We start from the raw sequence: 25,989 nt of genomic DNA, 5'->3' as shown, positions 1-25,989 counted from the left end.
CATTTCTATCCGGGTTCGACAGGCGGCAAAGTTGTAGATGCTCGGGACCTGCGGCAGGTCATCTGGCACGATCTGCCGAGGCACGAGCCGCTGGAACTCGATTCCTGATCTAGTCAAAAGGGACCGCGATGATCGGCAAAGACCTCTTGGTTCGCATGCTCGACCGCCGCGACACCCTGCAGCCAGGCGAAATCGCGCTTATTGAGGCTATTCCGGTCCGGCCGGTAACTTTCGGACCAGATGAGGAGATCGTCAGGGAGGGTTCCCGCCCCGCCGAAACCTGTCTTGTCGCGAATGGTTTCGCAGTTCGAAACCAGGCTATTCGGGAAGGAAAGCGTCAAATAACGGCAATTCACGTGCCGGGAGACTTTGTTGATCTGCATAGTTTACTGCTAAAAGTGATGGATCACAGCGTGAGCGCCCTGGGTTCGTGCGATGTAGTTTTCATTCGACACAAAGACCTGCTCACAGCAATGGATGGCAGTCCACATCTCACCCGGATGCTCTGGCTTTCGACGACTATCGATGCCTCAATCCAACGGACTTGGATAACCTGCCTCGGGCGTCGCTCCGCCAAACAGCATCTCGCACATATAATTTGCGAGTTGTATGTCCGGTTAGAAATAGTTGGATTGGCCTCTGACCAGACGTTCGCGATTCCACTGACCCAGGCGGAATTGGGCGACGTGCTTGGTCTATCAGTAGTTCACGTGAACCGGACGCTGCAGGAACTTCGAGCGAAGGACCTGGTTAGCTGGAAAGACAGGAGGATTGTTATCCTGGATTTCCAGCGATTGGCGTTACTGGCCGACTTTGATGCGACCTACCTAAATCTCTTTCATGAACCGCGGTGACCGCCTCGGCCAGGACGCGCCAGCGCGCCAATGCGGCATCAAGATTTCTCGTGAATTAAACAATGTGAATGAGCCCTCGCTCCGGATCGATTACTGCTGGGTTCAATAGGCACAGATGACGTCCAAGAAGGATTGCACATGCGTGAACTCGAAAATCTCATCGAACATTATGTAAATATTCGGAGGCGGCGCCATAGTTTCATATCGACGGGGCTCGCCGTTAAGGCGCTCAAACAGATTGTTCCGGCATGTTCGGTCTCTGATTCCGACCTAGCGAACATGATTGCTAATCGTGCAATAGACTACAACCTTCCGGTGAGCTTTGACCTTAATGAGAGCTAGGCATGGTGCCTCATTATACTAGCTGACCATGAGCCTTTTGAGGTCCGGTGCACAGAGGCGCGGACCAATCTCCGCACGGCCGCCTAGGTCCGCGTCTTGGCACACGGCGCGTGCGAACTTCCAAGAGACTTCATCAGGCTCGCCGGTTGTTTCACTATCGCTAATTTAGCTGGAAGTGATGGAACCTGTTTGCCCCCGGGAAGTTCGTTAGGCAATGGAGGAGATTGCCACCATGAACAGTGTCATCTATCTCATCGGCCTCGTCGTCGTCGTGCTTGCGATCCTCTCCTTCCTCGGATTCCATTAGGAGATACCATGCAGCGCGAAGACGATCAGGGCCGTAAGCCGGCCGATTTCGAAACAGCGAAAAGCGAACTGTCCGAGCGGTTCCAGCAGGAAACGCAGACCGCGACAGAGGCGCTACATGACGCTCGCGATGAACTCACCAGGAAGGCGGGCGATTACGCTGCGGAAGCGAAGCAGGAATTATTCAACAAAGCCGAGGGAACACAGCGCGATATCAGCTCCAACCTAAAGGCCTTTAGCGGAGCGTTGCGAGCGGCAAGCGAGCATCTGGCCAATAATGATCAACGGACCGCTTCAAAGTTCACCCTTGATGCCGCCGGCGCACTTGAACGCCTTTCATCTTCGTTGAAGGACAAACCATTCGAAGATGTTCTTGGCGAGATGCGGTCGTTCGGCCGCGAAAACTCAGGGGCGCTGATCGCCGGTTCAGTATTGGCAGGCTTGGCGCTGGGGCGGTTTATCAAGAGCTCGCCGCCATCTGCCCGGGCCGAGACACAGAGTCGATCGCAAACACACAGGGATTCAGAAACGGTTTCGAACTCGGATGAGTCCGCTACGCGATCGGCAGAGGCCCCCGACCCGACGCCGGCCCGCTCCAGCCAGCGCGACGATGACTTGGCCGGCGATGATCTGGCCGGCGACGACTGGGCAGGCGCAAGCCTGGAGCAGAACCCATGACCAACAATCAGGAAAGTCGCGGCCTCGCAACCCTCGTCAGCGATCTGGCACAGCAGGTCACAACCCTGCTTCAAACCGAAAGTAGGCTGTTGCGGGCCGAAATTTCGGAAAAAATTAGCAAGGCCGGCGCAGGCGCCGCCGAGGTTCTGGGCGGCGCGATATGCCTTCTCGCGGCCTTGATAGTGCTTTTGCAAGCACTCGTAATCGCCCTGGCGAGTGCCGGCTTGGGAGCGGGATGGTCCTCGCTGCTGGTGGGGATCGTCGTCGCGATACTGGGGATCATTCTCTTGCGCTCTGGCACGAAAAGCATGGCTCCTTCCGAGCTGACGCCCGATCGCACACAAGACCAACTCAAGCGCGACGCGCGCGTGATCAAGGATCAAATCAGATGAGCGACAAATCCGCAGCCGAGCTTGAACGCGATGCCGACATCGCCCGGGCGAAAGTAGCAGACACCGCCGATTCGATCCGCAGCAAGATGACACCGGGTCAATTGATCGACGAATTTACTGGAATGTTCGCCGGCGAAGGATCCGCCATGCTTGGCAACCTCAAGTCGCAAGTCAGGGACAACCCGTTGCCGCTGACGTTGATTGGAGCCGGCCTGGCCTGGCTGATGCTCGGCAACGGCACGTCAGCGTCTAGTTCAGCTGCCGCCGCTTATCGGACAGGAACGGGTCCTGACGCTTTCTCCGACCTGCGCGGCGATGATTTCAGCCAGGGCAACGAAGGGTCCGGAATCGGGGCGATGATATCCGATACCGCCGGTTCGGTTACATCAGCTGCAAGCGGCGCGGCCGAAGCTGCAACAAATGCTGTGACGGGTGCCAAGGAGAGGATGACAACAACCGCCGGCCAGCTCGGCTCAAGCGCCAGCGAGATAGCGGCTCGGACGCGCCAATCGGCACAGGACCTCTTCGAGCGCGAACCGCTGGCTATCGCCGCAGTCGGCCTTGCGCTGGGCACTGCTATCGGGGTGATGCTGCCCCACACAGCCACAGAGGACGAGCAACTTGGCGCCTACCGCGACAAAATTCGCGACAGTGCGGAGGAGGTTCTCGAAACGGGCCTGGAGCAAGCAAAGCAAGTTGCCGCCGAGGCCTACGAAACGGTCAAGGAAGAGGCCGACCGGCAAGGCTCGGGTGGAGATGCCGACACGCTAGCAGACAAGGTCGGCAAAGTTGTGGAATCGACCGCAAAGCGAACCGAGGAAGCCATTCGCGATCGTTTGCCGGGGTCGTCGGACGAGTCTTCTACCACCTCATAGCGTCGCCACCAGCCTGAATGACGGGCGTGGTCCATAGGACGTCATCCGGCATCATCGCCGGTCGCAACCACACGATACCGGAAGTGATTGCGGATGTGGTCGTTGAAGTAGCGGCCCTTGGCAAAGGCGGCTTTGAAACGCGGCGAAGGTATCCGGCGGCACTTCCTCAAATTGGTAGCATTTACCGCTGGCCACGAACCACACCGAAAGGACTTTGCGCTCCGGATCGTATTCCGTTTTGCGTATCGAGGTGGACGGCATGACGGCGGCTCGATCAAAGGCATTCAACGATCGGAGAACCCGTCGAGTTCCTCGTTGGGAGGATTTGGCGCAAGCTCAAGCGCGCGAATCGATCGAGACGATTGGCATCACGGATCGTCCATCAGTCTGCGCGGGGCGCGCGTGCTGAAGTCCCGCCAGAAGCCGACCGCGAAGCCGCAATCGCTCGGCTCACCGAACGGTAAACCAGCCCAGTAGCAATACAGTGGAACCTTTCAAAGCCAAATGCCTTGTCCCTCCTCCATGGAAGGAGACGCGAAATGAGCCTTGACATTGGAAAAGTCGCCATAGCCTTGCTTGGCCTTCTTGCCTACAAGAACAGGGACAAGATCGGCGAGTTAATCGCCGGTAGGAACTCGACAGATCCCAAAAGCGCCGGCTCTCCCGGCGGCCTCGGCGATATCCTGGACCGTCTCAGGAATGCGGGTGCGGGCGATCAAGTTGATTCTTGGGTCGGTACAGGATCAAATCGCCCCGTTCAGCGCGATCAGGTTGAGAAAGCCATCGACCCGCAAACGTTGAGCGATCTCGCGGAGCAAACCGGATTGTCCCGCGACGAACTTCTTGACCGGCTCACAATAGAACTGCCCGACGCGGTGGACAAGCTTACTCCCGACGGCCAGATGCCTGTGAGCAACAGTCCAACTCTCCTCGACGAGATACCAGGAGCTAGTCGCACCTAGCGCGAAAAACGCCCGCGCCTCCGGGAGAGGTCGCGGGCTGATCGGAGGGGACAATCCGATCTCGCAGCATTTCTATGACCACAGAAATATTGCTGTAGGACGAGAACGTCCTGCCCGGTGCCAGTGTTCCACACGGAAACAAATGAGCCCGCCGCACTTGCAGGTGCGATGGTCGATCAAGCGTTCACCGAGCGAGGGCTTTGATGACCGGCTACTCGCGACTATCGAAAGCCACGAACAGGCCCAGGGCAGCAGCGACTTCAACGATCGCCTCGATTAGATGGTCGTCGCATGCGGTCAAATCAGGGGCAGACTGCCGAACGCGGTTTAATGCGGCTTTGACCGAGAGTTACGGATACTTGATGGGCAGCTATCGCTGCGAAACCAGTGCGCCCACCCAACACTTTATCGCCCCAGCATGAACGCGGCCATAGGGTACTTGGACGACATGATCCGACAGACCCTCTCTTACCTGCCGCCGGCATCATGAAACAACAAAGCCATCGCAAGGGTGGTCTTCCAGCGCTTCAATAACAGTCCGCTAGGAAGTATTGTGCGGCTTAATCCTTCGGATGGCAGGTTTAGCTTCGGTGGAGGAGGAGATACGTTGTGATACGATTTCGAATTTGGAACAGCTGGACAACTTTAAGCAGCAGCGAGCGCTCGTTACTTGGTTTCTCGATAGCGCGTACAGCCGTGATGTGATTGAACTCATTTTCAAGGCACGGGAGGGATTTGACATACATGTCGGCGCGGCTTGGCATCTGCTCATCCCCTATGTCGGTGGAGGCTATGCCATTGACAACGAGCTTTGGCTCGAAGGGTACGGCGTCAAGTTGGCGCGACAGGTCATTGATCAGAACGGCATAGCCGCCAATGAATTGCCCGTGATCCTCTTTGAGAACTACGATGGCGAGGGCGACTATTTCTACGTGTCGCTGGCCAATATGGGCGACAAGGAAATTCTTTGCACAATCGGCGAGATTGCCGACATTGTCGTTGCTCAATACAAAAGCGGACGCCAAGATCCAGTGGAGTACAGGCTCGATGTCACGGAAGCCGTGAAGCGCCATCAGCGTGTGAGGGCAACGGTCAAGTTCGTGAAGAAGAACGCATTGGCTGTTCTTGGCGTCGCAGTCGGTCTGAAGTCTTAGCTCGATCATCGTGGCTGCCCTCTGCTCCGCTGATTGCAGCGGTCCATCGTGGCAGGGCTGGCAGGCCGGAACCTACTTGCTGCGATCCCAGAAGATGGCCTTTCCCACGATGCGGCGTGGAGCGATGGACTACGGTGGCGCGCTGTCTGCACCATGCGCAGCGGGGGCGCTAGCTTCATCCCACTTGCTGTCATATCCCCGCGGGCGGGCGGTCGGCGCTGCTGATCGAAACGAGCCTTCCTCTCGCGGTTGGTGACAACCATGTGCTGGCAGCGCCGGCTTCGCCGGACCCGCGAATTCTGCCTTGGTCTTGGTTTCATCGACGATCTTCTTGGGCATGCGGACTTTCTTCGGCTTCTTCGCTTCAACGTACGTCTTCAGCTTGGCAGTGGCGGCAGCGCTCTTGAGATAGGTCTTTTGTTCATTCTGCGGCCCGTATCAGGTTAGCAGAGGGGGAAATTCGTTTTTCTTTCAACGCCGGGTTTTGTGGGTTGGCAGATGCAAGCTGTTGAAAATGCTTGAATGTGCTACAGCCCTGGGGCGTACCAATCCTCCCTTAGCTTTCATCAATCTGAAGCCATCAGTCGATTTCCATCGGCGTCGCATAGCCGCGAATTTGCTGTGTTCGCGCTTCTGGCGCACGGCTGTCGATTGAATTAGCATCGTGTCATGGACCCTGAGGCACGGCTCGATGCGGTGCGCAGGACGCAGATCCGTGGGCAGTGATGCCAAGGGTCCAAGGGAGGAGAGCAATGCAGAAACTTCAATCGCAGGGCGTTCATCACATCACGCTGGTCGGCGCCGGGCGCCAGACTTCGATCGATTTCTGGGAAGGCGTGCTTGGCATGCCTTTTATCTTCGAGCAGCCCAACCTCGACAAGGCAAGCGAAAGCCACCTCTATTTCGATCCGGGTGACGGCCGGCTGATCACCATCTTCACCGACGAGAGCCGCACGCCGGTCAAGCGGCGCACGCCGACCGATACTGGCTGCGTCCATCATATCGCGTTTGCGGTGTCGCGCGTCACGTTCCTGCAGGCGGTCGCCCGGCTCGACGAGCGCGGCATCAAGCACAGTGGCGTCAAGGATCGCGGTTTTATGGATTCGATCTATTTCGAGGATCCGCTCGGCCTGCTGATCGAGCTCGCCTCCTACCGTTTCGAGCCGCCGGCGGGCTTCACCCATGCCGACGTGCTGATGCAGGCGCACAAGATTCGCGTTGCGCGCGGCGACTATGCAATAGCCGAAGTGCATCTTGCCGACGCGATCCAGGCGCTCGTCGAGCGCTCCCGCGCGACCTTGTCGGAGGACCGCACGCCGAAAAATCCGTACTGACGACAGGCCAAACAAGGGAGGACACAATGGCAAAGATGACAACGAAGAGTGCGAAGAAGCCGGCCGCCAAGGCCGCTACGAAACCAGCTGCCAAGGCCGCGACAAAGCCTGCAGCCAAGGCGGCGAAAGCTTCCGCCGAGCCGGCAGCGAAAGCCGCCGCAAAGCCTGCAGTCAAGGAATCCGCGAAATCCGCGCGGAAGACCAAGGCGAAATCAGGAAAGAAGCCGGCGCTGACGCTCAGCATGCTGAAGCCGAGCGTCAACAATATGAGCGTTCGGGTGTTTGCACGCGCGGCCGGGCTCGATCATTCCGAGACCGACGTATGGGGCCACACGCGCTCGCCTGAATACATGGCGCGAAACCCGGCCCATCTGACCCCGATGATCGAGGACAAGGGCTTGCCGAGAGGCGTGCTGTGGGAAAGCTGCGCCATTATGCAGTATCTCGCCAACAAGCATGGGCTGGAGAAATTATATCCCAAGGCGCCGGCCAAGCGGGCAATGATCGACAGCGCCATGTTCTACCTGATCGGCACGCTCTACCCCTATGTGGCGCGCGCCACCTATCCTGCGCTGAACTTCCCGCAATATGCCGGCGAGGTTGGTCACAGCGACGCCGACCCCGACAGGAAGTCGGAAGCCCAGAAGGCCGCGGCGGCCGCAATTGCTGAGCCGCTGGAGGTCTTTCACAGCTTCTTCAGGAACGGCAAGCCGTTCATCGGCGGCAAGAACCCGTCGATCGCCGACATCCGCCTGGCGGCGACGCTCGAATTCCTGGCCGTCATCGACTACGCGCTGCCCCAATGGGCAAAAGACTACATGGCGGCGATCGAGAAGAAGCTCGGCAAGGCCTACGCCGAGCCGGCCGCCGACGTGCGCGGCTATATCGCCTATGTGAAGTCGCAGGCCGGGGCGTGAGGCTTTCGCTCTAACGGTCTTGGTTGCCCAGGCCGACCTAAACCGAGACCGAAGGCCCGCCGCCTTTTACGGGACGTAAGAATGTTTGAAGCGTCGACGACGAAGCGACGGTTGACCTGGAGGCAGCGGTCCTGATGATCGGGCCTGCGCGGGTGGCGTCCATGGAAGGGACTGTATATGACCCGCAAACTACCCTTATTCGCCGCGTTCGGTCTGGCGCTTGCTGCCCTGGCGGCGTGTGACCAAACTCAATCGGCAGGAACGCAGGCGACGACCGCTGGCCAATTGCCGCCACCTCCAGCCGACACGATGACGCCGGCACCCGCAACCCCGCCGCCAGCTCAGACCGCCCCTGCTCAGTAGCGATTGTAGGTTCAAAAAAATGGAACCCTCGCCGGAGGCGGGGGTTCGGTTTCGGCATTGCGGCCGCAAATCGTCGCGGCCTGATGCTGCGCCTTCGTTCAGGGACCGAATATCACCAGCTCGGTGAACGTTAGATCTCCGAGCGAGGGTGGTCTGGGGCCTTTGAAGTACTTCAGTCCTCTGTTGGGGCGGTACCACCCGAACAGGCCCGCAATCGGTCCCTTGGCGTCGACGACGCAAAGCAGGATGCCGCTTCGCCAGAGAAAACGCCCGATGGCACCCGCGCACCGGCTCAAATCTGCGAGAGAGCGGCAATAGACGATCTGATAGGATGGGATAAGACCGCGCAATATCCGGCGCGGCATCAATACGAAGGGAAACGCCGCTCCGTCGCAAATGCAAATCAACGACAGGCAGCCCAGCGCGGCGTGTTCCGAGAGTATGTATCTCTCACTGTCGGACAGCATCGCCATTTCCGCAAGATCGGGACGAGCTTCGAGCACGCGACATGACCGCTGCACCGAACTGAAAGCCGGCAAGAAGGCAAATTGTCCGCTGGAAAAGAGGCGAAAGCCGAGCGCCAAATTGTGCTTTAATGTAGCAGGCGCCGGCGAAACGTTCGTGTAGGTCACGTCTCTTTGCTTGAGAATCGTCGTAATCAGCTTGATGGCATAGGGACGGAATTCTTCGTCGACGGACCAGCTCGAAAGGTTGCAGCGGATTTCGTCGCCTGCCTGCCTGCGATAACGGGTATAAAGGGTCAGCACGACGCCGACGATCCGACCAGTCTCCTCCAAAGCAAAGCCGTATTGTTGGCATTCGGCGATAGCAGGCCGCTGCGACAAACGGGTCAGCGCTTGTATCCAGTAACTCCGGTCACGCTCCGGAAAGCCCCGGCACAGGCAGTCGACTACTCCTTCCCAATCGGCTTCGCGAATTGGTCGACAGCGAACGCCGGGAGGCAGAGCGCCAAGTACGGCCATAATAAACCCCAGAACACGATCGTTACTTGGATATGCTTCACATGCTAACACATTGGTGTACAACGATTAATAATATGTGCCGCATTTAAGGACGACTTTCCGCACTCATCACCAAAACGCAGATCAGATTGGCCATGCCGCGTCGACGAGCAGCTCCTCGTCAGTTAAGGATTCGTTAACCAAATCCCTATCTACTGCTTGGCAATTCACCTCCAATTCGTGACCACGGATGTACTGGCGCGGTCGAGGTGGAAGGAAAGGTCGGCCATGTGCCGGCCTTTTGTTTCGTTTCCCGGGAAGCTGCGGCCTGACTTCGCGATTGTCGTTTGGCATCAAGCCTTCAAAACATCTGGCCTTTGCAAAACATCTGGCCTTTGCAAACATATTGTCTTCGCCGCCATCGTCCGTACCATATTGCTGTGCGGCAAGGCGGAGGGACGAGGACTTGCAATGAAACGCACGGCAGGACTGTCGGTGACTGCCGGCTCGATATTGGCAGGCGCCAGCTGTCAATCGAATGGCGCATCGCTGAACACCATGGACGATGTCGGGGCTGCGATCCACGCGTGCTGGACCCCGCCGGCGAATGCCGGGAATTCAACCGTCACATTGAGTTTCAAGTTTCAAGCGCAACGGCACGCTGATCGGCCCGCCCAGGCCGACTGCCATCAATGTGACCGACGACGCGAAGGCGCGGCAATCCTTTGTCGATGCAGCGATCGCCGCCCTGGAACGCTGCTTGCCGCTTAGCTTTTCGCCGGCGCTCGCCCAAGGGATCGCAGGCAGCGTCTTCACCCTGCAATTCGGCTCGCCCAAATAGTGACCGGGCGTCATCCCAGGCAAAGCCCGCTCGTTTCTGGGCGGGCAATTCTAGCGAAGCGTTAACTAGGCGGCGTCACCTCAAGCGATCGGACGGTTTCCGGTTCACGAGATGTCAGTGTTGGGCGCGTCTCGCATTGACATGGCGTGCCAATTCCGGCGTCTCGAAGACGTAGTCGCTCCAAGCCGATTCCGGAATCTGGCCGGCCAGATAACATTCCAGCAAAAGACTTTGCTCAGGACCGAGAGGTCTCGGCGCGCGCTCATGGTCCAGTCCCAGCGAGTGAAACAGATTTCTGGTCAGGCCCGAGACAGTGAAGTGAATCGACATGTGCGGTCTCCTTTTGACCATCCAGCGCATGACCCAAAAATCGGGATCAACCTTCGCTCCGCTGCCCTTCGGTTCGGCAAGGACCATGCGCCGAACCAACGTCACAGCGGCCCTTTCTGCGTCCAAAGAGACGCGCGGCGCCGCAATACGGACGCGCGGCGCTGCAATGGCCGTTTAACGTCGAAGGCGGGATAAGGTTTCAACTGACTGGCGACACCGGATTGATCGGGGCGCCGGATCGATTGGTCAGCCTGAAACCCACCAGTCAGTTCATGCTTTCGGCGATCGCGTGCGCGTCTCACCGAACCGCTGCGTCAGGGTGCGCAGCAGCGTCTGAGGACGGATATTTGGCTGCCACCGTTTGAATGCCGGCCGGCTATTCGCAGACCATGCGGACCCGTTTTCCGGGTTGGCTGACGTTCCTGCAGGTGAGCGGTTTTGCCGGCTCGGATGACGGCATCGGCGGATCGTTGGAGATCCTCCGCGTGTGCCTTCTCGGCGCCACCGGAGTCTTGATACCGGGGGCCGTCGCCCTTTTCGGCGTTTCGGGCGCCACAGGAAAGACATCGGTCTGCAGCAACTGCGGCTGTTCGGGCTGCGCCTGCTGCGGCGGCCTGTCCCAGAACCGCCGGACATCGAGCGGCCTTGGAATGACGACGGTGCCGTCGTAGCTGCGCGAGCAGCCGCTCCCGAACAGCAGCATCGGGCACAGGATAAAAGGCAGGATCCGTCCCAACATCGGCAACACCCTTGCGGGATTTATAACGCGGCTTCGGCTCTACCGACAACCGTCGGAATACACCGCGGGCAAGGCTAGCGCATGACCCGGAGAATCGGAATCGATTTCGCTGGAGATTATGCGCAAAATCAAAGTGCCGCAGCGTCCCTAGTGAATCCAAAAGGACGCGCGGCGCGCTTGCAAGGCGATCGCGAACGATGCCCGGAGGTGGGCATGGACGATTACCTGCCCAAGCCCATCAGCCCCAGGGCCTTGTTCGAAAGGTCGAGCGCTGGCTCGGCGCGGATGGAGAAATCCGGCGCAACGCGGGATAGACATCCGCGTCAGGCTGTAGAGTTCAGCCGCGATTCGGCGACACGTTGCGGCAAGACTATGGTGCGATCGCACCATACCAAAGCGCGCGTCCGGTTGGGACAATAAGCGCATTCGAGTTCCGCCCTCCAGTTACGGGCGGGAGCAGCGACCGCCGGCAAGAAGCAGGGTCAGATTTACCCCAACGGACCTGTTTCGGCGATGGCGCGGCCATGACCTCCTTGGCCGCATGCAACGCGCTCCCGCCCGGATTTTCTTTTTCGGCGCCAATTGTCTCGCCTGTCGAGGGCAAATGCCGGCCGGAAATCGTGCAAGCTGCTGATTCCAGCGGCAAACCACGGCCGTGCCGGCGAGACCCGCGGCGCCTCCTTTTTGACACGGCAGTGCGGCGTTACCGGGCTGACATCAAACTGTCATGTGACTGTAATAATCGGGGGCTATTGGCCTCAGCGGGCGCCGAAGGAATGGCGCCGAGAGACCATTTTCCGAACAGGAGCAGGCCACATGAAGAAATTCCTCCTTACGGCGTCGGCCGCGGCGCTTGCGCTCGCCGCGTCGGCTGGTTATGCCGCCGCGCGCGACCAGATTCAAATCGTCGGTTCGTCCACAGTGTTCCCCTTCACGACGGCTGTTGCTGAAAAGCTCGGCCAGAGCGGAAAGATCAAGACCCCGGTCGTCGAGTCGACTGGCACCGGCGGCGGCATGAAGCTGTTTTGCCAGGGCGTCGGCGAAAATACCGCCGACTTCACCAATGCCTCGCGCGCCATCAAGGACAGCGAACTTAAAACCTGCAAGGCAAACGGCGTGACGCCGGTCGAGATCAAGGTCGGCTTCGACGGCATCGTACTGGCCAACTCGAAGGCAGGGACTGTCGTCGATCTGACCAAGGAACAGGTTTTCAAGGCGCTCGCCAAGAACGTCGCCGTTGACGGCAAGGTCGTCGCCAATCCCTACGTGAACTGGTCGGATGTCGATGCGTCGCTTCCCGCGACAAAGATCGAGGTGCTTGGCCCCCCGCCCACGTCTGGCACGCGCGATGCGTTCGTTGAACTCGTCATGGATGCGGCCTGCCAGGAAGAAGTGAAGGCGGCTAATGAAAAGGGCTGCGGCGAGATCCGCGAAGACGGCGCTTTTGTCGAGGCAGGCGAAAACGACAATCTGATCGTCCAGAAGCTGGAAGCCAACCCCAATGCCTTCGGCATCTTTGGCTTCTCGTTCCTTGACCAGAACGCCGACAAGCTGCAGGGCCACAAGGTCGACGGCGTCGAGCCGACCTTCGAGAACATCGCATCCGGCGATTACGGCGTTTCCCGCTCGCTCTATGTCTATGCCAAGAAGGAGCATGTTGGCGTCATCCCCGGCATGCAGGAGTTCATCGCCGAGTACACCTCGGAAGGTGCATGGGGTCCTGATGGTTATCTGGCCGACAAAGGCTTGATTCCGCTGCCGGACGCCGAGCGCGCCAAGTGGGCCGAAAACGCCAAGGCCCTGAAAGGCATGGGCTCCTGATGTTTCGGGGTCCGGGCGCGTATCCGCTCTGACCCCTCATGCTCTAAAGCACAAAGCGCGGGACCCAGGTCCCGTGCTTTGAGCCGGTGAATGACCGGCGGTCGAGGGGACGTCCTGAATGGTCGGTTATCTCGTTGTTCTACTGTTAGGTCTGGCCGCTGCGGCCTATTGGATCGGCCGGACACGCGCAATTGCCAGTGTCAACGGCGACGTCGCGCGATTGCATTCGCTGCCTGGCCAACATGGCATGTTTCTGGCGCTTTTGGCTGCCGGTCCCGCGCTGCTTGCGCTCGTGTTGTGGTCGCTGGTGACGCCGGGAATTGAATCGTCGATCATTGCCGACCGCTTCGCCTCCGAGTTGTCGGGAATGGGCGTTCCGCAGGTCGAAGCTTTCATCCGCGACGCTCGCGCGATGGCCTTTGGCGGGCTTGTCGGCTTCGCCGACCCGACGAAAGAGGCAGCCGCTGCCGTCTACAAATCGATCCATACGACCAGCACCTGGATCATCTGGGCCGTCGCGCTCGTGCTTTCCGCGTCCGGATTTTACTGGGCCTATTCGCGCATCGCCCAAGCCTACCGGGCGCGCCACGTGGTCGAGCGCGTTCTTCGCGCATTCTTGATCGCCTGTTCGGTGGTCGCAATCCTGACGACGATCGGTATCGTCCTGTCGCTTATCTTCGAATCCCTGCGGTTCTTCCAACAGGTGCCGTTCTATAAGTTCCTGTTCGGCACGCACTGGTCGCCGCAGAGCGCCTTCACCGGTGCGGGGACGGAAGCCGGGGCGGTCAACCAGGACATTTTTGGCGCGGTGCCGCTCTTTGCCGGCACGTTGCTCATCACCTTCATCGCTATGCTGGTGGCCGCACCTATCGGGCTGATGGCTGCGATCTACCTTTCGGATTACGCCTCCAAAAGCGTCCGCGCGGTGGCAAAGCCGGTACTGGAAATCCTCGCCGGCATTCCGACCGTCGTCTACGGCTTCTTCGCCGCGCTGACGGTTGCGCCCTACTTCCGCGGTATGGGCGAAAGCCTGGGCCTCAGCGTCGCGTCCGAATCCGCGCTCGCCGCAGGCGTGGTCATGGGTATCATGATCATTCCCTTCGTTTCCTCGCTTTCCGATGATGTGATCAATGCCGTTCCGCAATCCCTGCGAGACGGTTCCGCCGGCCTCGGCGCGACCAAGTCGGAAACCATCCGCAAGGTGGTCCTTCCCGCTGCCCTTCCGGGCATCGTTTCGGCGATGCTGCTCGCCGTCAGCCGCGCAATTGGTGAAACAATGATCGTGGTCATGGCGGCGGGCCTGGCGGCAAACCTCACGGCCAACCCGCTCGAAGCGGTCACCACCGTGACGGTGCAGATTGTGACGCTGCTTGTAGGCGATCAGGAATTCGACAGCGCCAAGACGCTTGCAGCCTTCGCACTCGGCCTGGTGCTGTTCTGCATCACGCTTACCCTCAACATCGTCGCATTGCGCGTCGTCCAGAAATACCGAGAGCAATATGACTGATGCGATCGCGTCATTCGGCGCCGGCCGGCGGCCGGTCAGCGTTCATACCGACAATGCCGCGAAGGCGCGGCTGAAGGGTCGTTACCGCACTGAAACGTGGTTCAAATGGCTTGGCGCCGCAGCCGTCGCGTTGGCCGGCTTATTCCTTGTGCTGCTCCTGTCGACGATCGTCACGCAGGCGATCCCGGCGCTGCGGCAGAACTATCTGACGCTGCCGATCGATCTTTCGGCGGCCAAGGTCGACCCGGCGAAACTCGACGCCGCCAACTACGACGCCATCGCTCAGGAAGCGCTTACGGCAAAATTTCCTGATGTGACGAGCCGTCAGGACAAGCGCCTGCTGCGCGGACTGATTTCCACCGGCACAGGCGTCTTCCTGCGCAAAGATATTGCGGCTGATCCGGGGATGCTCGGAGGAACAGTGGACTATGCGGTTCCACTTGACGATTTTGCCGACCTTTATCTCAAGGGGTTGCTTGCCGACGTCGGTTCGGACGAAGCGATTTCGACAAGCGTCACGCCTTCGGAAACCAGCGGCGACATCGATCTGACGTTCGGCGACGACGCCATGCTGACGCTGGCGCGTGGCAATGGTGCGACCGAGGGCGAAAACGGTATGCTCACGCTGACGAGCGGCGCATCGTCGCTGCTGGTCGCGTTCAATGGCGGTACGGTCAAGCTGACCGCGCTGTCGCCTGGGGCCAACGGGACGGCGGTCGCAAAAGGCACGGTGATCGAGGCGCTGGACAGCACGGCGCCCGCAGCGAGCGGCCAGGCATTCCTGCGCGTCATCGACACGCCAGAAGCATCGCGAAAGATTTCCGACAAGATGATCGTCTGGCTCGACACGCTGAAGAGCGCCGGCCTGATCGAAAGCCGGTTCAACTCGATCTTCTTCTTCACCGGCGCAAGCCGCGAGCCGGAACTGGCCGGTGTCTGGGGCGCGGTCGTCGGATCGTTCCTGACCATGATCGTCACGCTCGCCATCGCCTTCCCGATCGGCGTTTCGGCGGCGATCTATCTTGAGGAATTTGCCCCCAAGAACCGGCTGACGACGATCATCGAAGTGAATATCAACAATCTGGCGGCGGTGCCTTCGATCGTCTTCGGCCTGCTTGGACTTGCCGTATTCCTGAATTTCTTCGGCATGCCGCGCTCAGCCCCGGTGGTCGGCGGCATGGTGCTGGCGCTGATGACCCTGCCGATCATCATTATCGCCTCGCGCGCTTCGTTGCGCGCCGTGCCGCCGTCGATCCGCGAGGCGGCGCTCGGCATCGGAGCGTCCAAGGTCCAGACCGTATTCCATCACGTCCTGCCGCTGGCGATGCCGGGTATCATGACCGGCACCATCCTCGGAATGGCGCATGCGCTGGGCGAAACCGCGCCGTTGCTGATGATCGGCATGGTCGCCTTCATTGTCGACATTCCCGGCGGCTTCACCGATCCCGCGACGATCCTGCCGGTGCAGATATTCATGTGGGCGGATTTCCCGGAAGCTGGATTCCAGCAGAAGACTTCGGCGGCGATTTTGATTTTGCTGCTGTTTTTGGTCATCATGAACGCCATCGCGGTGATACTGCGCAGGCGCTTCGAGCGGCGCTGGTAAGGAGTAGAGGATATGAACATCATGACGGAAGCCGGCGTTGAGCAGAAACTGAGCAGCGGAACCAATGCCCCTTCGATCAAGATGAAGGGCGAAAAGGTCTCTGTTCATTACGGCGAGAAGCGAGCTCTGTTCGACGTGGATATCGATGTCCGCGAGAACCAGGTGACGGCGTTGATCGGCCCATCGGGCTGTGGCAAGTCGACATTCTTGCGGTGCCTGAACCGAATGAACGACACCATCGATATCGCGCGGGTGAGCGGCAAGATCACGCTCGACGGTGAGGATGTCTACGACCCGAAAATCGATGTCGTCGAGCTGCGAGCTCGCGTCGGCATGGTGTTCCAGAAGCCGAACCCGTTTCCGAAGTCGATCTATGAAAACGTCGCCTACGGTCCGCGCATTCACGGCCTGGCCAGGAGCAAGGCCGAGTTGGACGGCATCGTTGAATCGAGCCTGAAGAAGGCCGGCCTGTTCAACGAGGTCAAGGATCGCCTGCTCGAGTCGGGCACCGGTCTCTCCGGCGGACAGCAGCAGCGCCTGTGCATCGCGCGCGCCATCGCCGTATCGCCGGAAGTGATCCTGATGGACGAGCCCTGTTCGGCGCTCGATCCGATCGCCACCGCCCGCGTCGAGGAACTGATTGACGAACTGCGCCAGAACTACACGATCGTCATCGTCACCCATTCGATGCAGCAGGCAGCGCGCGTGTCGCAACGCACGGCGATGTTCCATCTCGGCTATCTGGTCGAGGAGGGCGCGACCGACAAGATGTTCACCAACCCCGACGACAAGCGCACCCAGGACTACATCACCGGCCGGTTCGGCTGAGCGGTCCGGCGGCGAATTTCGAACACGAGGACAGTATCATGGGTGAACACACCGTCGCATCTTTCGACGAGGAACTGGAGCACATCGACAGGCTGATCCGCGATATGGACGAGCTCGCCGCCGCGATGGTCGCAGCCTCGATCCGCGCGTTGCTTGCATCAGACAATGCGATGGCGCAGCGCGTCGTCTCGGACGACGCCATCATGGATGCGCGGCAGCGCGAACTCGACGATAGTGCGATCACGCTGATCGCCAAGCGGCAGCCGATGGCGCAAGATCTGCGCGCCGTGGTTGGCGCAATCCGCATGGCCGGCGATCTCGAGCGCATCGGCGACCTGGCCAAGAACATAGCCAAGCGGGTCAGCGCAGTCGGGCAGAGCGCCACGCCGCGTAATCTCTCGCACGGTATCGACGCGATGGCGGATCTCGTTCTTGTGCAGCTCCGCGGCGTGGTCGAGCACTATGTGTCGCGCAATGCCGGCGCGTTGAAAGAACTGCGCGCCGACGACCAGAAGATCGACGTGAAATACACGGCGGTTTTTCGCGAACTCCTGACCTACATGATGGAGGATCCGCGCAACATCACCGCCTGCACGCATCTTCTGTTCTGCGCCAAGAATCTCGAGCGTATCGGCGATCACGTCACCAACATCGCCGAAAACGCCTACTATGTCGTGACCGGGCAGCAATTGCCGGCGGATCGCCCGAAGCTCGACGAAACGACGATGTCGGCGCCGGCGACATGACGGGGGTGACCGGTCGATGATCGCGCCACGCATCATGGTGGTGGAGGACGAAGAGCCGCTGGGCGTCCTCCTCCGCTACAATCTGGAATCCGAAGGCTATCAGGTCGAGGTGGTGACGCGCGGCGACGAGGCCGAAATCCGGCTGCAGGAAAACGTGCCCGATCTTCTGGTGCTCGACTGGATGGTGCCGGCGGTTTCCGGCATCGAGCTTTGCCGACGCCTTCGGATGCGCCCCGAAACCGAGCGGCTGCCGATCATCATGCTGACTGCACGCGGCGAGGAGAGCGACCGGGTGCGCGGCCTCTCGACAGGGGCCGACGACTATCTGGTCAAGCCGTTCTCGACACCGGAATTCATGGCCAGGATCAAGGCGCTGCTGCGCCGCGCCAAGCCCGAAGTGCTGTCCAGCGTGCTGAAGGTCGGCGACATCGTGCTCGATCGCGAATCGCACAGGGTCTATCGCAAGAAGAGCGAGATCCGGCTCGGGCCAACCGAATTCCGGCTGCTCGAATTCATGATGCGGCACCCGGGTCGGGTCTTCTCGCGCAGCCAGTTGCTAGACAATGTCTGGGGCGAGACGATCTACATCGACGAGCGCACGGTGGACGTCCATGTCGGACGGTTGCGCAAGGCGGTCAACAATGGTCGCATGCCCGATGTCATCCGCACCATCCGCGGCGCGGGCTATGCGATCAGGGAAGACTAGCTGATATCCAGGTGATGCCGGCCTGCGACCGGCGATTTCCTGCGCTTCCGGTACGTACCCAAAAGTACGCTCCGTTCCGGTTCTCGGAACTCACGCAGTCTGGTCGGCTCGCGCCCGTCTTCGAGCCGGCGCGGCCTGACCTGAATCTCAACACATCCCCAAGTTGCAATCCGTTCCTTGCCTTTCGGAGTCAGGCCACGTGCTTCCTGATCATGCCGGACTTCCCTTGTATGCCCGGCGCGAAAATCTCCTGGTCGACGAAGCTCAGCGCCCGCAAGGCGCAGCCTTCGCGGATCAGCGGCAGCTCGTTCGTCTCGGTGTCGAAGGAAATCGAACCCGAATGATGGCCGCCGGCGGTCTGGGCGATGGCCTCGCGCAGGGCCGGCTCGATCAGGTCGAAGGCGGCAGCGCTGGCGCCGACCATGGCGACCGGCGCCGGATCGATCAGCGCGAACAGGCTGCCGAGCCCGAAGCCGAGCGCTTCGCCGGCCTTGCGGTAGGCTTCGCGCTCCGGTCCGTCCGCCTGGCGCGCCCGGGCCGCCAGTGCCCGCATCTCGGCGTCGCTGACATCGGCGACCGGCTCTGCGTTCTCGCTCAATTGCCTTGCGTTGCGCCAGATGGCGTAGTTGCCGGCATAGGCCTCGACGCAGCCGCGCCGCCCGCAGCGGCAAAGCGCGCCGCCCGGCCGATGAATCATGTGGCCGAATTCGCCGCCCGAGGAATGGGTGCCGGTGAACAGTTCGCCCTTCAGCACCAGCCCCATACCGATGCCGTGCGAGAGCAGGATGGCGATGAAATCGTCGCGGTAGCGATCCGGCTCGCGCCAGCGCAGCGCCACGGCCATCATGTTGCAGTCGTTCTCCATGATGGCCGGGATGCCGAACTCGCGTTCCAGAATGTCGGCGAAGGCGATGTTAGTCTGCGGCGTGATCGGCGACCACAACATGGCGCGCGCATGCGAATCGGTGATGCCCTGGATCGCCAGCGCGATGCGGGCGACGCTTTGGACGTCGAGGTCGGGGTCTTCGATCCGGCGCCGCACGATGGCGACACATTCGTCGATCAGCTCGTCGCGCGACATGGTCAGCGTGTCCAGCCGGCGTTGTTCCTCGGCGACCACCTGTCCGGCATAATCGATGACAGCGACCGACAGGAAATTCAGCGACAACACGACCGCCAATACCGCAGCGGCTTCCGGATTGAGGCTGAGGCCGACCTGCGGTCGGCCGCGTTTCATCGAAACGGTCTCGCTCGCCTTGCTCTCGGTCAGGATGCCTTCCTGGATCAGGTCGGAAGAGATCGCCGATATGGTCGAATGGCTGAGGCCGGTGGTTGCGGCGATCTCGGTCCGCGACGGCTGGCCGGCCCGGCGTACCGCAGAAATCACCATGGCCCGGTTGCGCCGGCGCAAATCGTCATGACGGATTCCAACCGACATTCTTTTGCTTCCTCCCTATTGCCGCGGCCGCTCATGAATCGGAAGCCGTCGGTAATGTCCGACAAATAGTGGCAGAAGCAGCAGGCCCTGTCATTATTTATTCCGAGGCTCGAAATAAGTCGGCAGGGACATCAAAATCCATCGGAATTGATGTTGACAGCGCTTCGCGGTTGGACCAGTATTTTTTCGAGGCTCGAAAAAATAGGGGGCCTTTGTGCCGGCCTTCGGGCCAGTTGGTCGCGCCGTACGCGGCGCAGGGAGGATATCATGAAGAGATTCGCAGCCGCCATTCTGGCGGGGGTCGCCATGTCGCTGACGCTCGCGTCGGTCGCACAGGCCAAGGACAAGGTCATTGGCGTTTCGTGGTCGAATTTCCAGGAAGAGCGTTGGAAGACCGACGAAGCCGCCATGAAGACTGCGATCGAGGCAGCCGGCGACAAGTATATTTCCGCCGATGCACAGTCCAATCCCGGCAAGCAGTTGACCGATGTCGAGAGCCTGATCTCGCAGGGCGCCAACGCGCTGATCATCCTTGCGCAGGACGCCTCGGCCATCGGGCCGGCGGTGCAGAAGGCGCTGGACGAAGGCATTCCGGTCGTCGGCTATGACCGGCTGATCGAGAACAAGGACGTGTTCTATCTGACCTTCGACAACCAGGAAGTCGGCCGCATGCAGGCCCGCGAAGTGTTCAAGGTGGCGCCGGAAGGCAATTACGTCTTTATCAAGGGCTCGGGCGCCGATCCGAATGCCGATTTTCTGTTCGCCGGCTCCATGGAAGTGCTCAAGGACGCGATCGACAGCGGCAAGATCAAGAATGTCGGCGAGGCCTATACGGACGGCTGGCTTCCCGCCAACGCTCAGAAGAATATGGAGCAGTTCCTGACCGCCAACGACAACAAGGTCGATGCGGTGGTTGCTGCCAATGACGGCACCGCTGGTGGCGTCGTCGCGGCGCTAACGGCGCAAGGCTTGGCCGGATCCGTCCCGGTGTCGGGCCAGGACGGCGACCATGCCGCGCTGAACCGTATCGCGCTCGGCACGCAGACCGTATCGGTATGGAAAGACGCGCGCGAGCTCGGCAAGAACGCTGCCGAGATCGCCTCGCAGCTGGCCGACGGCAAGCAGATGACAGACATTGCGGGCGTCAAGGACTTCACCACGCCGGGCGGCAATGTCGTCAAGTCGCTGTTCCTGACGCCGATTGCCATCACCAAGGACAATCTCAACGTCGTCATCGACGCAGGCTGGATCAAGAAGGAAGAGGTCTGCGCCGGCGTGGCAGCGGGCACTGTCCCGGTCTGCAACTGATCCGGCCTTCGCAAGAAGCCTGAAACGCCGCGACTTCACGCCGCGGCGTTTTTTCAAAAAGAATTGTTTTTCCGCTTCTCGCGGCTAACTTCTAAGCTGCTTCCGGCATCCGCGGCAGACGGCAACCCGGTGGGAGGACATCATGACCGATACGACTTCCAACACGCCGGCCGCCGGTACAGCTGCCGATCGGGCGCGTGAATCCGAGCTGAGCTCCGTCGGCCGCTTCCTCAAGGCAACCGAGCTCGACATACGCATGCTCGGCATGGTCGGCGCGCTGCTGGTCATCTGGGTTGGAATCCACATCCTGTCGGGCGGGCTCTTCCTTACGCCGCGCAATCTCTGGAACCTGTCGGTGCAGACCTCCTCGGTCGCGATCATGGCGACCGGCATGGTGCTGGTCATCGTGATGCGCAACATCGATCTTTCGGTCGGCTCCGTCGAAGGTGTGATCGGCATGGTGATGGGCGTCGCGCAGGCCGAATTCCTCATCCGGGTCATGGGCTTCCAGCTTGGAAATCCCTGGATATGGATCATCGCACTGGCTGCCGGCGTAGCGCTCGGCCTCATGATCGGCGCGCTCCAGGGCTTCATCATCGCCTATCTCGAGGTTCCGGCCTTCATCGTGACGCTGGGCGGCCTGCTGATCTGGCGCGGCATGGCGTGGCTGATGACGAGCGGGCGCACTGTCGCGCCGCTCGACGCCACATTCCAGCTCATGGGTGGCGGGCCGCGTGGCTCGATCGGGGCAACCGCAAGCTGGATCGTCGGCATTCTCGCCTGTGTGGCCGTCGCCTTGATGCTGCTCAACGGCCGGTCACAGCGCAAGCGGTTCAAATTCCCGCTGCGCCCGGTCTGGGCGGAGAGCTTGCTTGGTGTTGTCGCCTGCGCCGCCATCCTTGGCGCCGTCTGGATCGCCAATTCCTACCCCTGGCCGATCGGCATCGTTCGCCAGTACGCTCAGCGGACCGGCATCACCGTTCCCGAAGGCGGCCTGTTCATCGCCCATGGCATCGCCATACCGGTGCTGATCGCGGTCGCAGTCGGCATCGTTATGACCTTCATCACCAGGCGCACCCGTTTCGGCCGCTATGTCTTCGCCATTGGCGGCAATCCGGAAGCGGCGGAACTCGCCGGCATCAACACGCGCTGGGTGACCATGAAGGTGTTCATGATCATGGGCGTGCTGGCCGCGCTCAGCGCGGCGATTGCGTCGGCCCGTCTCAATGCGTCGACCAATGCGCTGGGTACGCTGGACGAGTTGCTAGTCATCGCGGCTGCGGTCATTGGCGGTACGTCGCTGGCCGGCGGCTCCGGCACGGTGCTCGGCGCGATGCTGGGCGCACTTCTGATGCAGTCGCTGCAGTCCGGCATGGTGTTGCTCGGCATCGATTCACCGCTTCAGAGCGTCGTCGTCGGCGCCGTCCTGGTCGTCGCCGTTTGGCTCGACACCGTCTACCGCAAGCGGGTCTGAGCAATGATCCCGAGCCGAAGCGCCGCGTCAGCGAAAATTGGACGCCGGTTTCGACGAGACCGTGCTCAAGCAAAAACCATAGGGAGGAACGATCATGGCTGACACAACTGCGCCCACGCCACTGATCGATATGCGCAACATTTCGATTGCCTTTGGCGGCATTCGTGCTGTCGACGATGCGTCGATCGACCTTTTCCCGGGCGAGGTCGTGGCACTGCTTGGCCACAACGGCGCCGGCAAGTCGACGCTGATCAAGATCCTGTCCGGCGCCTACAAGCGCGATTCGGGCCAGATCTTCGTCAATGGCGAAGAGGCTTCGATCTCCAATCCGCGCGACGCCAAGAAATACGGCATCGAGACGATCTACCAGACGCTGGCGCTCGCCGACAATGTCGACGCCGCCGCCAATCTCTTCCTCGGACGCGAGCTGATGACCGGCTGGGGCACGCTGGACGACGGCGCCATGGAGGCCGAGGCGCGCAAGGTGATGGGCAGGCTCAATCCCCGTTTCCAGCGCTTCAAGGAGCCGGTGGTCAAGCTTTCGGGCGGCCAGCGGCAGTCGGTGGCAATCGCGCGCGCCATCCTGTTCAACGCCCGCATCCTGATCATGGATGAGCCGACGGCGGCACTGGGGCCGCAGGAAACGGCACAGGTCGGCGAATTGGTCATGCAGCTCAAGGCCGACGGCATCGGCATCTTCCTGATCAGCCACGACATCCACGATGTGTTCGAGCTTGCCGACCGCGTCTGCGTGATGAAGAATGGTCGGGTCGTCGGCACGGCGCGCACCAGCGACGTGACCCAGGACGAGGTGCTCGGCATGATCATTTTGGGCAAGTGCCCGCCCGGTGCCATTCCGGGCCCAGGTGCACTGAAGATCGCCGCCTGAAGCGTCAAATACCTGTCATGTGATATGCCAGTCGTCATGATGGTTTGGCCGCGCCATTGTGTTGCCACGGGGACTTGCCCATAAGATGGGGAACCATGGGCCGCAGCAGCAACTTGAAGAAGTTCTTCCCGATCGTCGCTTTCATCGCCGTCGCGCTGATCAGCCTGACGATGGCGGGATTCGCCTATTTCGCCACGCAGGAAGCAGCGCGCATCAAGTTCGAGGCGACGGCGGACGACGCGCTCAACCGGATCGACAGCCGCATCGACCTGCATCTGTCGCTGCTGCGATCGACCCATGCGCTGTTCGAGGCGCGCAATGGTGGCATTTCGCGGGGCGAGTTCAAGGCGTTCTTCGAAGCGCTTGGTATCAACGACAATTTTACCGGCCTGCGCGGTATCGGCTTTCTCCGGCTGGTGAGAGCCGGCGACGAGGCAGCTGTCGAGCGTGCCATCCTGCACGACTATGGCGCCAGCGATGCGATCTATCCGGCTACGACAACGCTGCCATGGCGTACGCCCATCACGCTGTTCGAGCCGCTGGATCCTTCCAATCAATCCAGCATCGGCTACGACATGTTCACCGAACCGGTGCGGCGCGAGGCGATCGAAAGGGCGATGGCCGACAACCAGCAGCACGCGAGCGGGCGCGTGCAGCTAGGCCAGGAAACAGGTGCTGCGCAGACCTTCACCGGCTTCCTGGTCTTCGTGCGGCTCAACGTCGAAACCGCCCAGGACGGCATCGATGCGTCCAGATCCTCGACATCAGGCTTTCTTTATGCGGCCTTCCGCGCCCGCGATCTGTTCCAGACCGCGCTCAGCCGAACGCCGCTGCTGCCGGTGAACATCGAAATCTATGACGGCAAGGTGGATGCCGACCATCTTTTGTTCCAGTCGGAAACGCCGCCGGCGTCGAGCTTCGGTGACAGGCTGGTGGTTTCTCGCGAGATCACCATCGCCGGACGTCCATGGACCGTCCTGTTCAGACCGACAAGCGCGTTCTCGCAACCTTCCTCGCGCGCCATTCCGGTGATGCTCGGCCTGTTCGGACTGCTGCTCGCGGGAACCATCGCGTTGGTGGCCCGCTATCAGGAGCGGGCCTATGACGCGGTCTCGCTGCTTCATGAGACGACGGAAAAGAGCTTGCTCGAAAAAGACCTGATGCTGCAGGAGATGAAGCACCGCATCAAGAACTCGATCACGCGGGTGCTGGCGATCGCGCGCCAGACGGCGTCGCACGCCACTGACGTCCACGAGTTCTCGTCCTCTTTTTCGGCCCGGCTGCAAGCGATGGCGGCTTCCCAGGACATGCTGACGCGCTCGCGCTGGCAGAAGGCCGATCTCGCCGATCTCTTGCGCATCGAGCTTGGCCAGGTGTTCGGCAAGGAGCTTCCCGAGGGGATATTGTCGGGGCCAGAGGTGTTGCTCGACGAGACGACGACGCAAGCGCTCGGCCTGACCTTTCATGAACTGGCAACGAACGCGCTGAAATATGGCGAAACCGGCAATTCGGTCAATGCTAGAACGGGCGAGTGGTCACTCAAGGTCGACTGGTCGGTCGAGGGCCGCAAGAGCGACCGGACGCTGGTCCTCAACTGGCGCGAAGCCGGCCAGAAGAAGCTCGAACCACCTGTCAAAACCGGTTTTGGCACCAAGCTGATCGATCTGAACGTCACGCGCGAATTGGGCGGTACGATCAATCGCGATTTTCACGATGGCGGGTTGAGCGTGGAAATCAGGATTCCACTGTCGGACTGAAACGCTGCCGCAAACCGACCGTTTTCGAAGGCGCAAGTAAACAGAGACCGGCTTGTCCAGTCTCCGCTTCTATGGCCTCATGCGTTTGAAACGGATCAGCAGCGAGCCGTAAACAGACGGCCACGGTTGTCGCGGTACTGGCAATAGCCATTGCGCAGGTTGCGCACCAGCAGGCCGGTACCGGCACCGATGGCTGCGCCCACCAGCGCACCCTCGCCGCCGTCAATCAGGCCGCCGGCCAGAGCGCCGACACCGGCGCCGACGGCGACATCCTTCTCAGTGGTGCTGCAACCGCTGACCGCGATCACGGCAACCATGGCAATAATCATCTTCCGCATAGGGTCACTCCTCGCCTTTTTGTCCTCACTTGTAGCTCTACCCGTCATGTATCATGCGAAAAAGCGTTTTGCCTGCTCGATTTCATTGTTGGCTAAGGGAATCTTTTTCGGGGCGCACGCCGTGCGAGGCAACCTCAAGATCGGAAATCTCCACCGAAGCGTCGAGGGTGCCGTCCGGACGCACGTTCCAGACGATCTGGTCGTAATCATCCTCAAGTGCCGGATCGACGGAAAGGCATTTGGCAATTATGCGCGGAGCCTGACCCTGCACATCGCTCAGGGCAAACGGACGAGCGGCGGTACATTCCTGAGCGGTTTCGAAAACGCTCACCGATACGGGCAGTTCGCGACACTCGGTCATCGTGTTCGAACAGCCAATGACCAGCAATACGGCAGCGATGTGTTCCATGGCGACGGTCCTCCCGCCATAAGAACGGGCCACATCCGTCAAAGTTCCTGCGATGTAGGCTGGCGCGCGACTGATTGGAGAACAGGTCGACATGAGGCAAGCACAAGCCGCCG

Annotated in this window: 26 protein-coding genes; 19 read left to right on the top strand and 7 right to left on the bottom strand. The window is 60.6% G+C overall.

What is annotated here, in order from left to right; translation table 11 throughout:
- Positions 1–128 precede the first annotated feature (128 nt).
- The 4 genes from AC0L3N_RS08825 (at position 129) to AC0L3N_RS08810 (ending at position 3,447) form a co-directional block, all read left to right on the top strand.
- Positions 129–854, top strand: a complete 726-nt coding sequence (locus AC0L3N_RS08825; RefSeq protein ID WP_473547104.1) for a Crp/Fnr family transcriptional regulator — start codon at positions 129–131, stop codon at positions 852–854.
- A gap of 657 nt (positions 855–1,511) precedes the next feature.
- Positions 1,512–2,180, top strand: a complete 669-nt coding sequence (locus tag AC0L3N_RS08820) for a hypothetical protein (RefSeq protein ID WP_473547102.1) — start codon at positions 1,512–1,514, stop codon at positions 2,178–2,180.
- Entirely contained in the window at positions 2,177–2,572 is a 396-nt protein-coding gene (locus AC0L3N_RS08815) for a phage holin family protein (protein WP_095486764.1), read from the top strand. The genes AC0L3N_RS08820 and AC0L3N_RS08815 overlap by 4 nt, the downstream gene beginning before the upstream one ends.
- Positions 2,569–3,447 (top strand): hypothetical protein, encoded by an 879-nt coding sequence (locus AC0L3N_RS08810; protein ID WP_473547100.1) that lies wholly within the window; start codon positions 2,569–2,571, stop codon positions 3,445–3,447. The genes AC0L3N_RS08815 and AC0L3N_RS08810 overlap by 4 nt, the downstream gene beginning before the upstream one ends.
- Positions 3,448–3,498: 51 nt before the next feature.
- Here AC0L3N_RS08810 and AC0L3N_RS08805 read toward each other — a convergent pair whose 3' ends face one another.
- On the bottom strand, positions 3,499–3,708 hold the full coding sequence (locus AC0L3N_RS08805) for a KTSC domain-containing protein (protein WP_473547283.1): 210 nt from the start codon (positions 3,706–3,708) through the stop codon (positions 3,499–3,501).
- Positions 3,709–3,986: 278 nt separating this feature from the next.
- On the opposite strand from AC0L3N_RS08805, the gene AC0L3N_RS08800 reads away from it, so the two are divergent.
- The 4 genes from AC0L3N_RS08800 (at position 3,987) to AC0L3N_RS08785 (ending at position 7,814) form a co-directional block, all read left to right on the top strand.
- Entirely contained in the window at positions 3,987–4,409 is a 423-nt protein-coding gene (locus AC0L3N_RS08800; protein WP_473547098.1) for a YidB family protein, read from the top strand.
- 626 nt (positions 4,410–5,035) lie between these two features.
- A complete protein-coding gene (locus AC0L3N_RS08795) occupies positions 5,036–5,563 on the top strand; it encodes a hypothetical protein (protein WP_473547096.1) in 528 nt (175 codons plus the stop codon).
- Between the two features lie 752 nt (positions 5,564–6,315).
- Positions 6,316–6,897: a VOC family protein gene (locus AC0L3N_RS08790; RefSeq protein WP_473547094.1), complete on the top strand. Its 582-nt coding sequence runs from the start codon at positions 6,316–6,318 to the stop codon at positions 6,895–6,897.
- Positions 6,898–6,923: 26 nt separating this feature from the next.
- A complete protein-coding gene (locus AC0L3N_RS08785; RefSeq protein WP_473547092.1) occupies positions 6,924–7,814 on the top strand; it encodes a glutathione S-transferase family protein in 891 nt (296 codons plus the stop codon).
- 461 nt (positions 7,815–8,275) lie between these two features.
- Here the strand turns inward: AC0L3N_RS08785 and AC0L3N_RS08780 are convergent, their stop codons facing one another.
- Positions 8,276–9,160, bottom strand: a complete 885-nt coding sequence (locus AC0L3N_RS08780; protein WP_473547090.1) for a GNAT family N-acetyltransferase — start codon at positions 9,158–9,160, stop codon at positions 8,276–8,278.
- A 673-nt stretch (positions 9,161–9,833) separates the two neighbouring features.
- Here AC0L3N_RS08780 and AC0L3N_RS08775 point away from each other — a divergent pair.
- A complete protein-coding gene (locus AC0L3N_RS08775; RefSeq protein ID WP_473547088.1) occupies positions 9,834–9,980 on the top strand; it encodes a hypothetical protein in 147 nt (48 codons plus the stop codon).
- 114 nt (positions 9,981–10,094) lie between these two features.
- Here the strand turns inward: AC0L3N_RS08775 and AC0L3N_RS08770 are convergent, their stop codons facing one another.
- Together AC0L3N_RS08770 and AC0L3N_RS08765 are read right to left on the bottom strand one after the other, a co-directional pair.
- Complete coding sequence (locus AC0L3N_RS08770) at positions 10,095–10,310, bottom strand: hypothetical protein (RefSeq protein ID WP_473547281.1); 216 nt, start codon at positions 10,308–10,310, stop codon at positions 10,095–10,097.
- Positions 10,311–10,686: 376 nt separating this feature from the next.
- The gene (locus tag AC0L3N_RS08765; RefSeq protein WP_473547086.1) at positions 10,687–11,049 is read right to left on the bottom strand and encodes a hypothetical protein; all 363 of its coding nucleotides are present in this window, start codon (positions 11,047–11,049) and stop codon (positions 10,687–10,689) included.
- Between the two features lie 816 nt (positions 11,050–11,865).
- Here AC0L3N_RS08765 and AC0L3N_RS08760 point away from each other — a divergent pair.
- The 6 genes from AC0L3N_RS08760 (at position 11,866) to phoB (ending at position 18,263) form a co-directional block, all read left to right on the top strand.
- Complete coding sequence (locus AC0L3N_RS08760; protein ID WP_123150221.1) at positions 11,866–12,870, top strand: PstS family phosphate ABC transporter substrate-binding protein; 1,005 nt, start codon at positions 11,866–11,868, stop codon at positions 12,868–12,870.
- Between the two features lie 118 nt (positions 12,871–12,988).
- On the top strand, positions 12,989–14,377 hold the full coding sequence (pstC, locus tag AC0L3N_RS08755) for a phosphate ABC transporter permease subunit PstC (protein ID WP_473547084.1): 1,389 nt from the start codon (positions 12,989–12,991) through the stop codon (positions 14,375–14,377).
- Positions 14,370–15,983, top strand: a complete 1,614-nt coding sequence (gene pstA / locus AC0L3N_RS08750) for a phosphate ABC transporter permease PstA (RefSeq protein WP_473547082.1) — start codon at positions 14,370–14,372, stop codon at positions 15,981–15,983. Before pstC ends, pstA begins: the two co-directional genes overlap by 8 nt.
- 12 nt (positions 15,984–15,995) lie before the next feature.
- Positions 15,996–16,811 carry a phosphate ABC transporter ATP-binding protein PstB gene (gene pstB / locus AC0L3N_RS08745; RefSeq protein WP_077373276.1) on the top strand — a complete coding sequence of 272 codons (816 nt, stop codon included), beginning with the start codon at positions 15,996–15,998 and terminating at the stop codon, positions 16,809–16,811.
- A 38-nt stretch (positions 16,812–16,849) separates the two neighbouring features.
- Positions 16,850–17,557 carry a phosphate signaling complex protein PhoU gene (phoU, locus tag AC0L3N_RS08740; RefSeq protein ID WP_123150226.1) on the top strand — a complete coding sequence of 236 codons (708 nt, stop codon included), beginning with the start codon at positions 16,850–16,852 and terminating at the stop codon, positions 17,555–17,557.
- A gap of 16 nt (positions 17,558–17,573) precedes the next feature.
- Positions 17,574–18,263, top strand: a complete 690-nt coding sequence (gene phoB, locus AC0L3N_RS08735) for a phosphate regulon transcriptional regulator PhoB (RefSeq protein ID WP_006328038.1) — start codon at positions 17,574–17,576, stop codon at positions 18,261–18,263.
- A gap of 190 nt (positions 18,264–18,453) precedes the next feature.
- On the opposite strand, the gene AC0L3N_RS08730 is transcribed toward phoB, so the two are convergent.
- Complete coding sequence (locus AC0L3N_RS08730) at positions 18,454–19,701, bottom strand: ROK family protein (RefSeq protein ID WP_473547079.1); 1,248 nt, start codon at positions 19,699–19,701, stop codon at positions 18,454–18,456.
- A gap of 267 nt (positions 19,702–19,968) precedes the next feature.
- Here AC0L3N_RS08730 and xylF point away from each other — a divergent pair, with 267 nt between their 5' ends.
- From xylF to AC0L3N_RS08710, 4 genes are all read left to right on the top strand, one after another.
- Positions 19,969–21,009, top strand: coding sequence for a D-xylose ABC transporter substrate-binding protein (gene xylF, locus AC0L3N_RS08725; RefSeq protein ID WP_095494387.1), 1,041 nt, complete (start codon positions 19,969–19,971; stop codon positions 21,007–21,009).
- Between the two features lie 142 nt (positions 21,010–21,151).
- Entirely contained in the window at positions 21,152–22,483 is a 1,332-nt protein-coding gene (locus tag AC0L3N_RS08720) for a sugar ABC transporter permease (RefSeq protein WP_473547077.1), read from the top strand.
- Positions 22,484–22,577: 94 nt separating this feature from the next.
- The gene (locus AC0L3N_RS08715) at positions 22,578–23,372 is read left to right on the top strand and encodes an ATP-binding cassette domain-containing protein (protein ID WP_065007457.1); all 795 of its coding nucleotides are present in this window, start codon (positions 22,578–22,580) and stop codon (positions 23,370–23,372) included.
- A 113-nt stretch (positions 23,373–23,485) separates the two neighbouring features.
- Complete coding sequence (locus AC0L3N_RS08710; RefSeq protein ID WP_473547279.1) at positions 23,486–25,129, top strand: CHASE domain-containing protein; 1,644 nt, start codon at positions 23,486–23,488, stop codon at positions 25,127–25,129.
- A 95-nt stretch (positions 25,130–25,224) separates the two neighbouring features.
- On the opposite strand, the gene AC0L3N_RS08705 is transcribed toward AC0L3N_RS08710, so the two are convergent.
- Together AC0L3N_RS08705 and AC0L3N_RS08700 are read right to left on the bottom strand one after the other, a co-directional pair.
- A complete protein-coding gene (locus tag AC0L3N_RS08705; protein ID WP_123150232.1) occupies positions 25,225–25,467 on the bottom strand; it encodes a YMGG-like glycine zipper-containing protein in 243 nt (80 codons plus the stop codon).
- A gap of 82 nt (positions 25,468–25,549) precedes the next feature.
- Positions 25,550–25,876, bottom strand: a complete 327-nt coding sequence (locus AC0L3N_RS08700; RefSeq protein WP_473547075.1) for a hypothetical protein — start codon at positions 25,874–25,876, stop codon at positions 25,550–25,552.
- Between the last annotated feature and the right edge of the window lie 113 nt (positions 25,877–25,989).

It is taken from the genome of Mesorhizobium sp. WSM4807 (assembly GCF_055811615.1).
The sequence above is the reverse complement of the archived record's forward strand: the minus strand, read 5'-3'. Positions and strand labels throughout refer to the sequence as shown.

What these genes read in the sequence shown, in the direction of transcription:
- AC0L3N_RS08785 (WP_473547092.1), top strand. Translation starts at nt 6,924, where the DNA reads ATGGCAAAGATGACAACGAAGAGTGCGAAGAAGCCGGCCGCCAAGGCC.
- pstB (WP_077373276.1), top strand. Translation starts at nt 15,996, where the DNA reads ATGAACATCATGACGGAAGCCGGCGTTGAGCAGAAACTGAGCAGCGGA.
- AC0L3N_RS08770 (WP_473547281.1), bottom strand. Translation starts at nt 10,310, where the DNA reads ATGTCGATTCACTTCACTGTCTCGGGCCTGACCAGAAATCTGTTTCAC.
- AC0L3N_RS08815 (WP_095486764.1), top strand. Translation starts at nt 2,177, where the DNA reads ATGACCAACAATCAGGAAAGTCGCGGCCTCGCAACCCTCGTCAGCGAT.
- pstA (WP_473547082.1), top strand. Translation starts at nt 14,370, where the DNA reads ATGACTGATGCGATCGCGTCATTCGGCGCCGGCCGGCGGCCGGTCAGC.
- AC0L3N_RS08825 (WP_473547104.1), top strand. Translation starts at nt 129, where the DNA reads ATGATCGGCAAAGACCTCTTGGTTCGCATGCTCGACCGCCGCGACACC.
- phoU (WP_123150226.1), top strand. Translation starts at nt 16,850, where the DNA reads ATGGGTGAACACACCGTCGCATCTTTCGACGAGGAACTGGAGCACATC.
- AC0L3N_RS08715 (WP_065007457.1), top strand. Translation starts at nt 22,578, where the DNA reads ATGGCTGACACAACTGCGCCCACGCCACTGATCGATATGCGCAACATT.
- AC0L3N_RS08765 (WP_473547086.1), bottom strand. Translation starts at nt 11,049, where the DNA reads ATGTTGGGACGGATCCTGCCTTTTATCCTGTGCCCGATGCTGCTGTTC.
- AC0L3N_RS08700 (WP_473547075.1), bottom strand. Translation starts at nt 25,876, where the DNA reads ATGGAACACATCGCTGCCGTATTGCTGGTCATTGGCTGTTCGAACACG.
- xylF (WP_095494387.1), top strand. Translation starts at nt 19,969, where the DNA reads ATGAAGAGATTCGCAGCCGCCATTCTGGCGGGGGTCGCCATGTCGCTG.
- AC0L3N_RS08805 (WP_473547283.1), bottom strand. Translation starts at nt 3,708, where the DNA reads ATGCCGTCCACCTCGATACGCAAAACGGAATACGATCCGGAGCGCAAA.
- AC0L3N_RS08730 (WP_473547079.1), bottom strand. Translation starts at nt 19,701, where the DNA reads ATGTCGGTTGGAATCCGTCATGACGATTTGCGCCGGCGCAACCGGGCC.
- AC0L3N_RS08800 (WP_473547098.1), top strand. Translation starts at nt 3,987, where the DNA reads ATGAGCCTTGACATTGGAAAAGTCGCCATAGCCTTGCTTGGCCTTCTT.
- AC0L3N_RS08720 (WP_473547077.1), top strand. Translation starts at nt 21,152, where the DNA reads ATGACCGATACGACTTCCAACACGCCGGCCGCCGGTACAGCTGCCGAT.
- pstC (WP_473547084.1), top strand. Translation starts at nt 12,989, where the DNA reads ATGGTCGGTTATCTCGTTGTTCTACTGTTAGGTCTGGCCGCTGCGGCC.
- AC0L3N_RS08820 (WP_473547102.1), top strand. Translation starts at nt 1,512, where the DNA reads ATGCAGCGCGAAGACGATCAGGGCCGTAAGCCGGCCGATTTCGAAACA.
- AC0L3N_RS08780 (WP_473547090.1), bottom strand. Translation starts at nt 9,160, where the DNA reads ATGGCCGTACTTGGCGCTCTGCCTCCCGGCGTTCGCTGTCGACCAATT.
- phoB (WP_006328038.1), top strand. Translation starts at nt 17,574, where the DNA reads ATGATCGCGCCACGCATCATGGTGGTGGAGGACGAAGAGCCGCTGGGC.
- AC0L3N_RS08810 (WP_473547100.1), top strand. Translation starts at nt 2,569, where the DNA reads ATGAGCGACAAATCCGCAGCCGAGCTTGAACGCGATGCCGACATCGCC.
- AC0L3N_RS08790 (WP_473547094.1), top strand. Translation starts at nt 6,316, where the DNA reads ATGCAGAAACTTCAATCGCAGGGCGTTCATCACATCACGCTGGTCGGC.
- AC0L3N_RS08760 (WP_123150221.1), top strand. Translation starts at nt 11,866, where the DNA reads ATGAAGAAATTCCTCCTTACGGCGTCGGCCGCGGCGCTTGCGCTCGCC.
- AC0L3N_RS08705 (WP_123150232.1), bottom strand. Translation starts at nt 25,467, where the DNA reads ATGCGGAAGATGATTATTGCCATGGTTGCCGTGATCGCGGTCAGCGGT.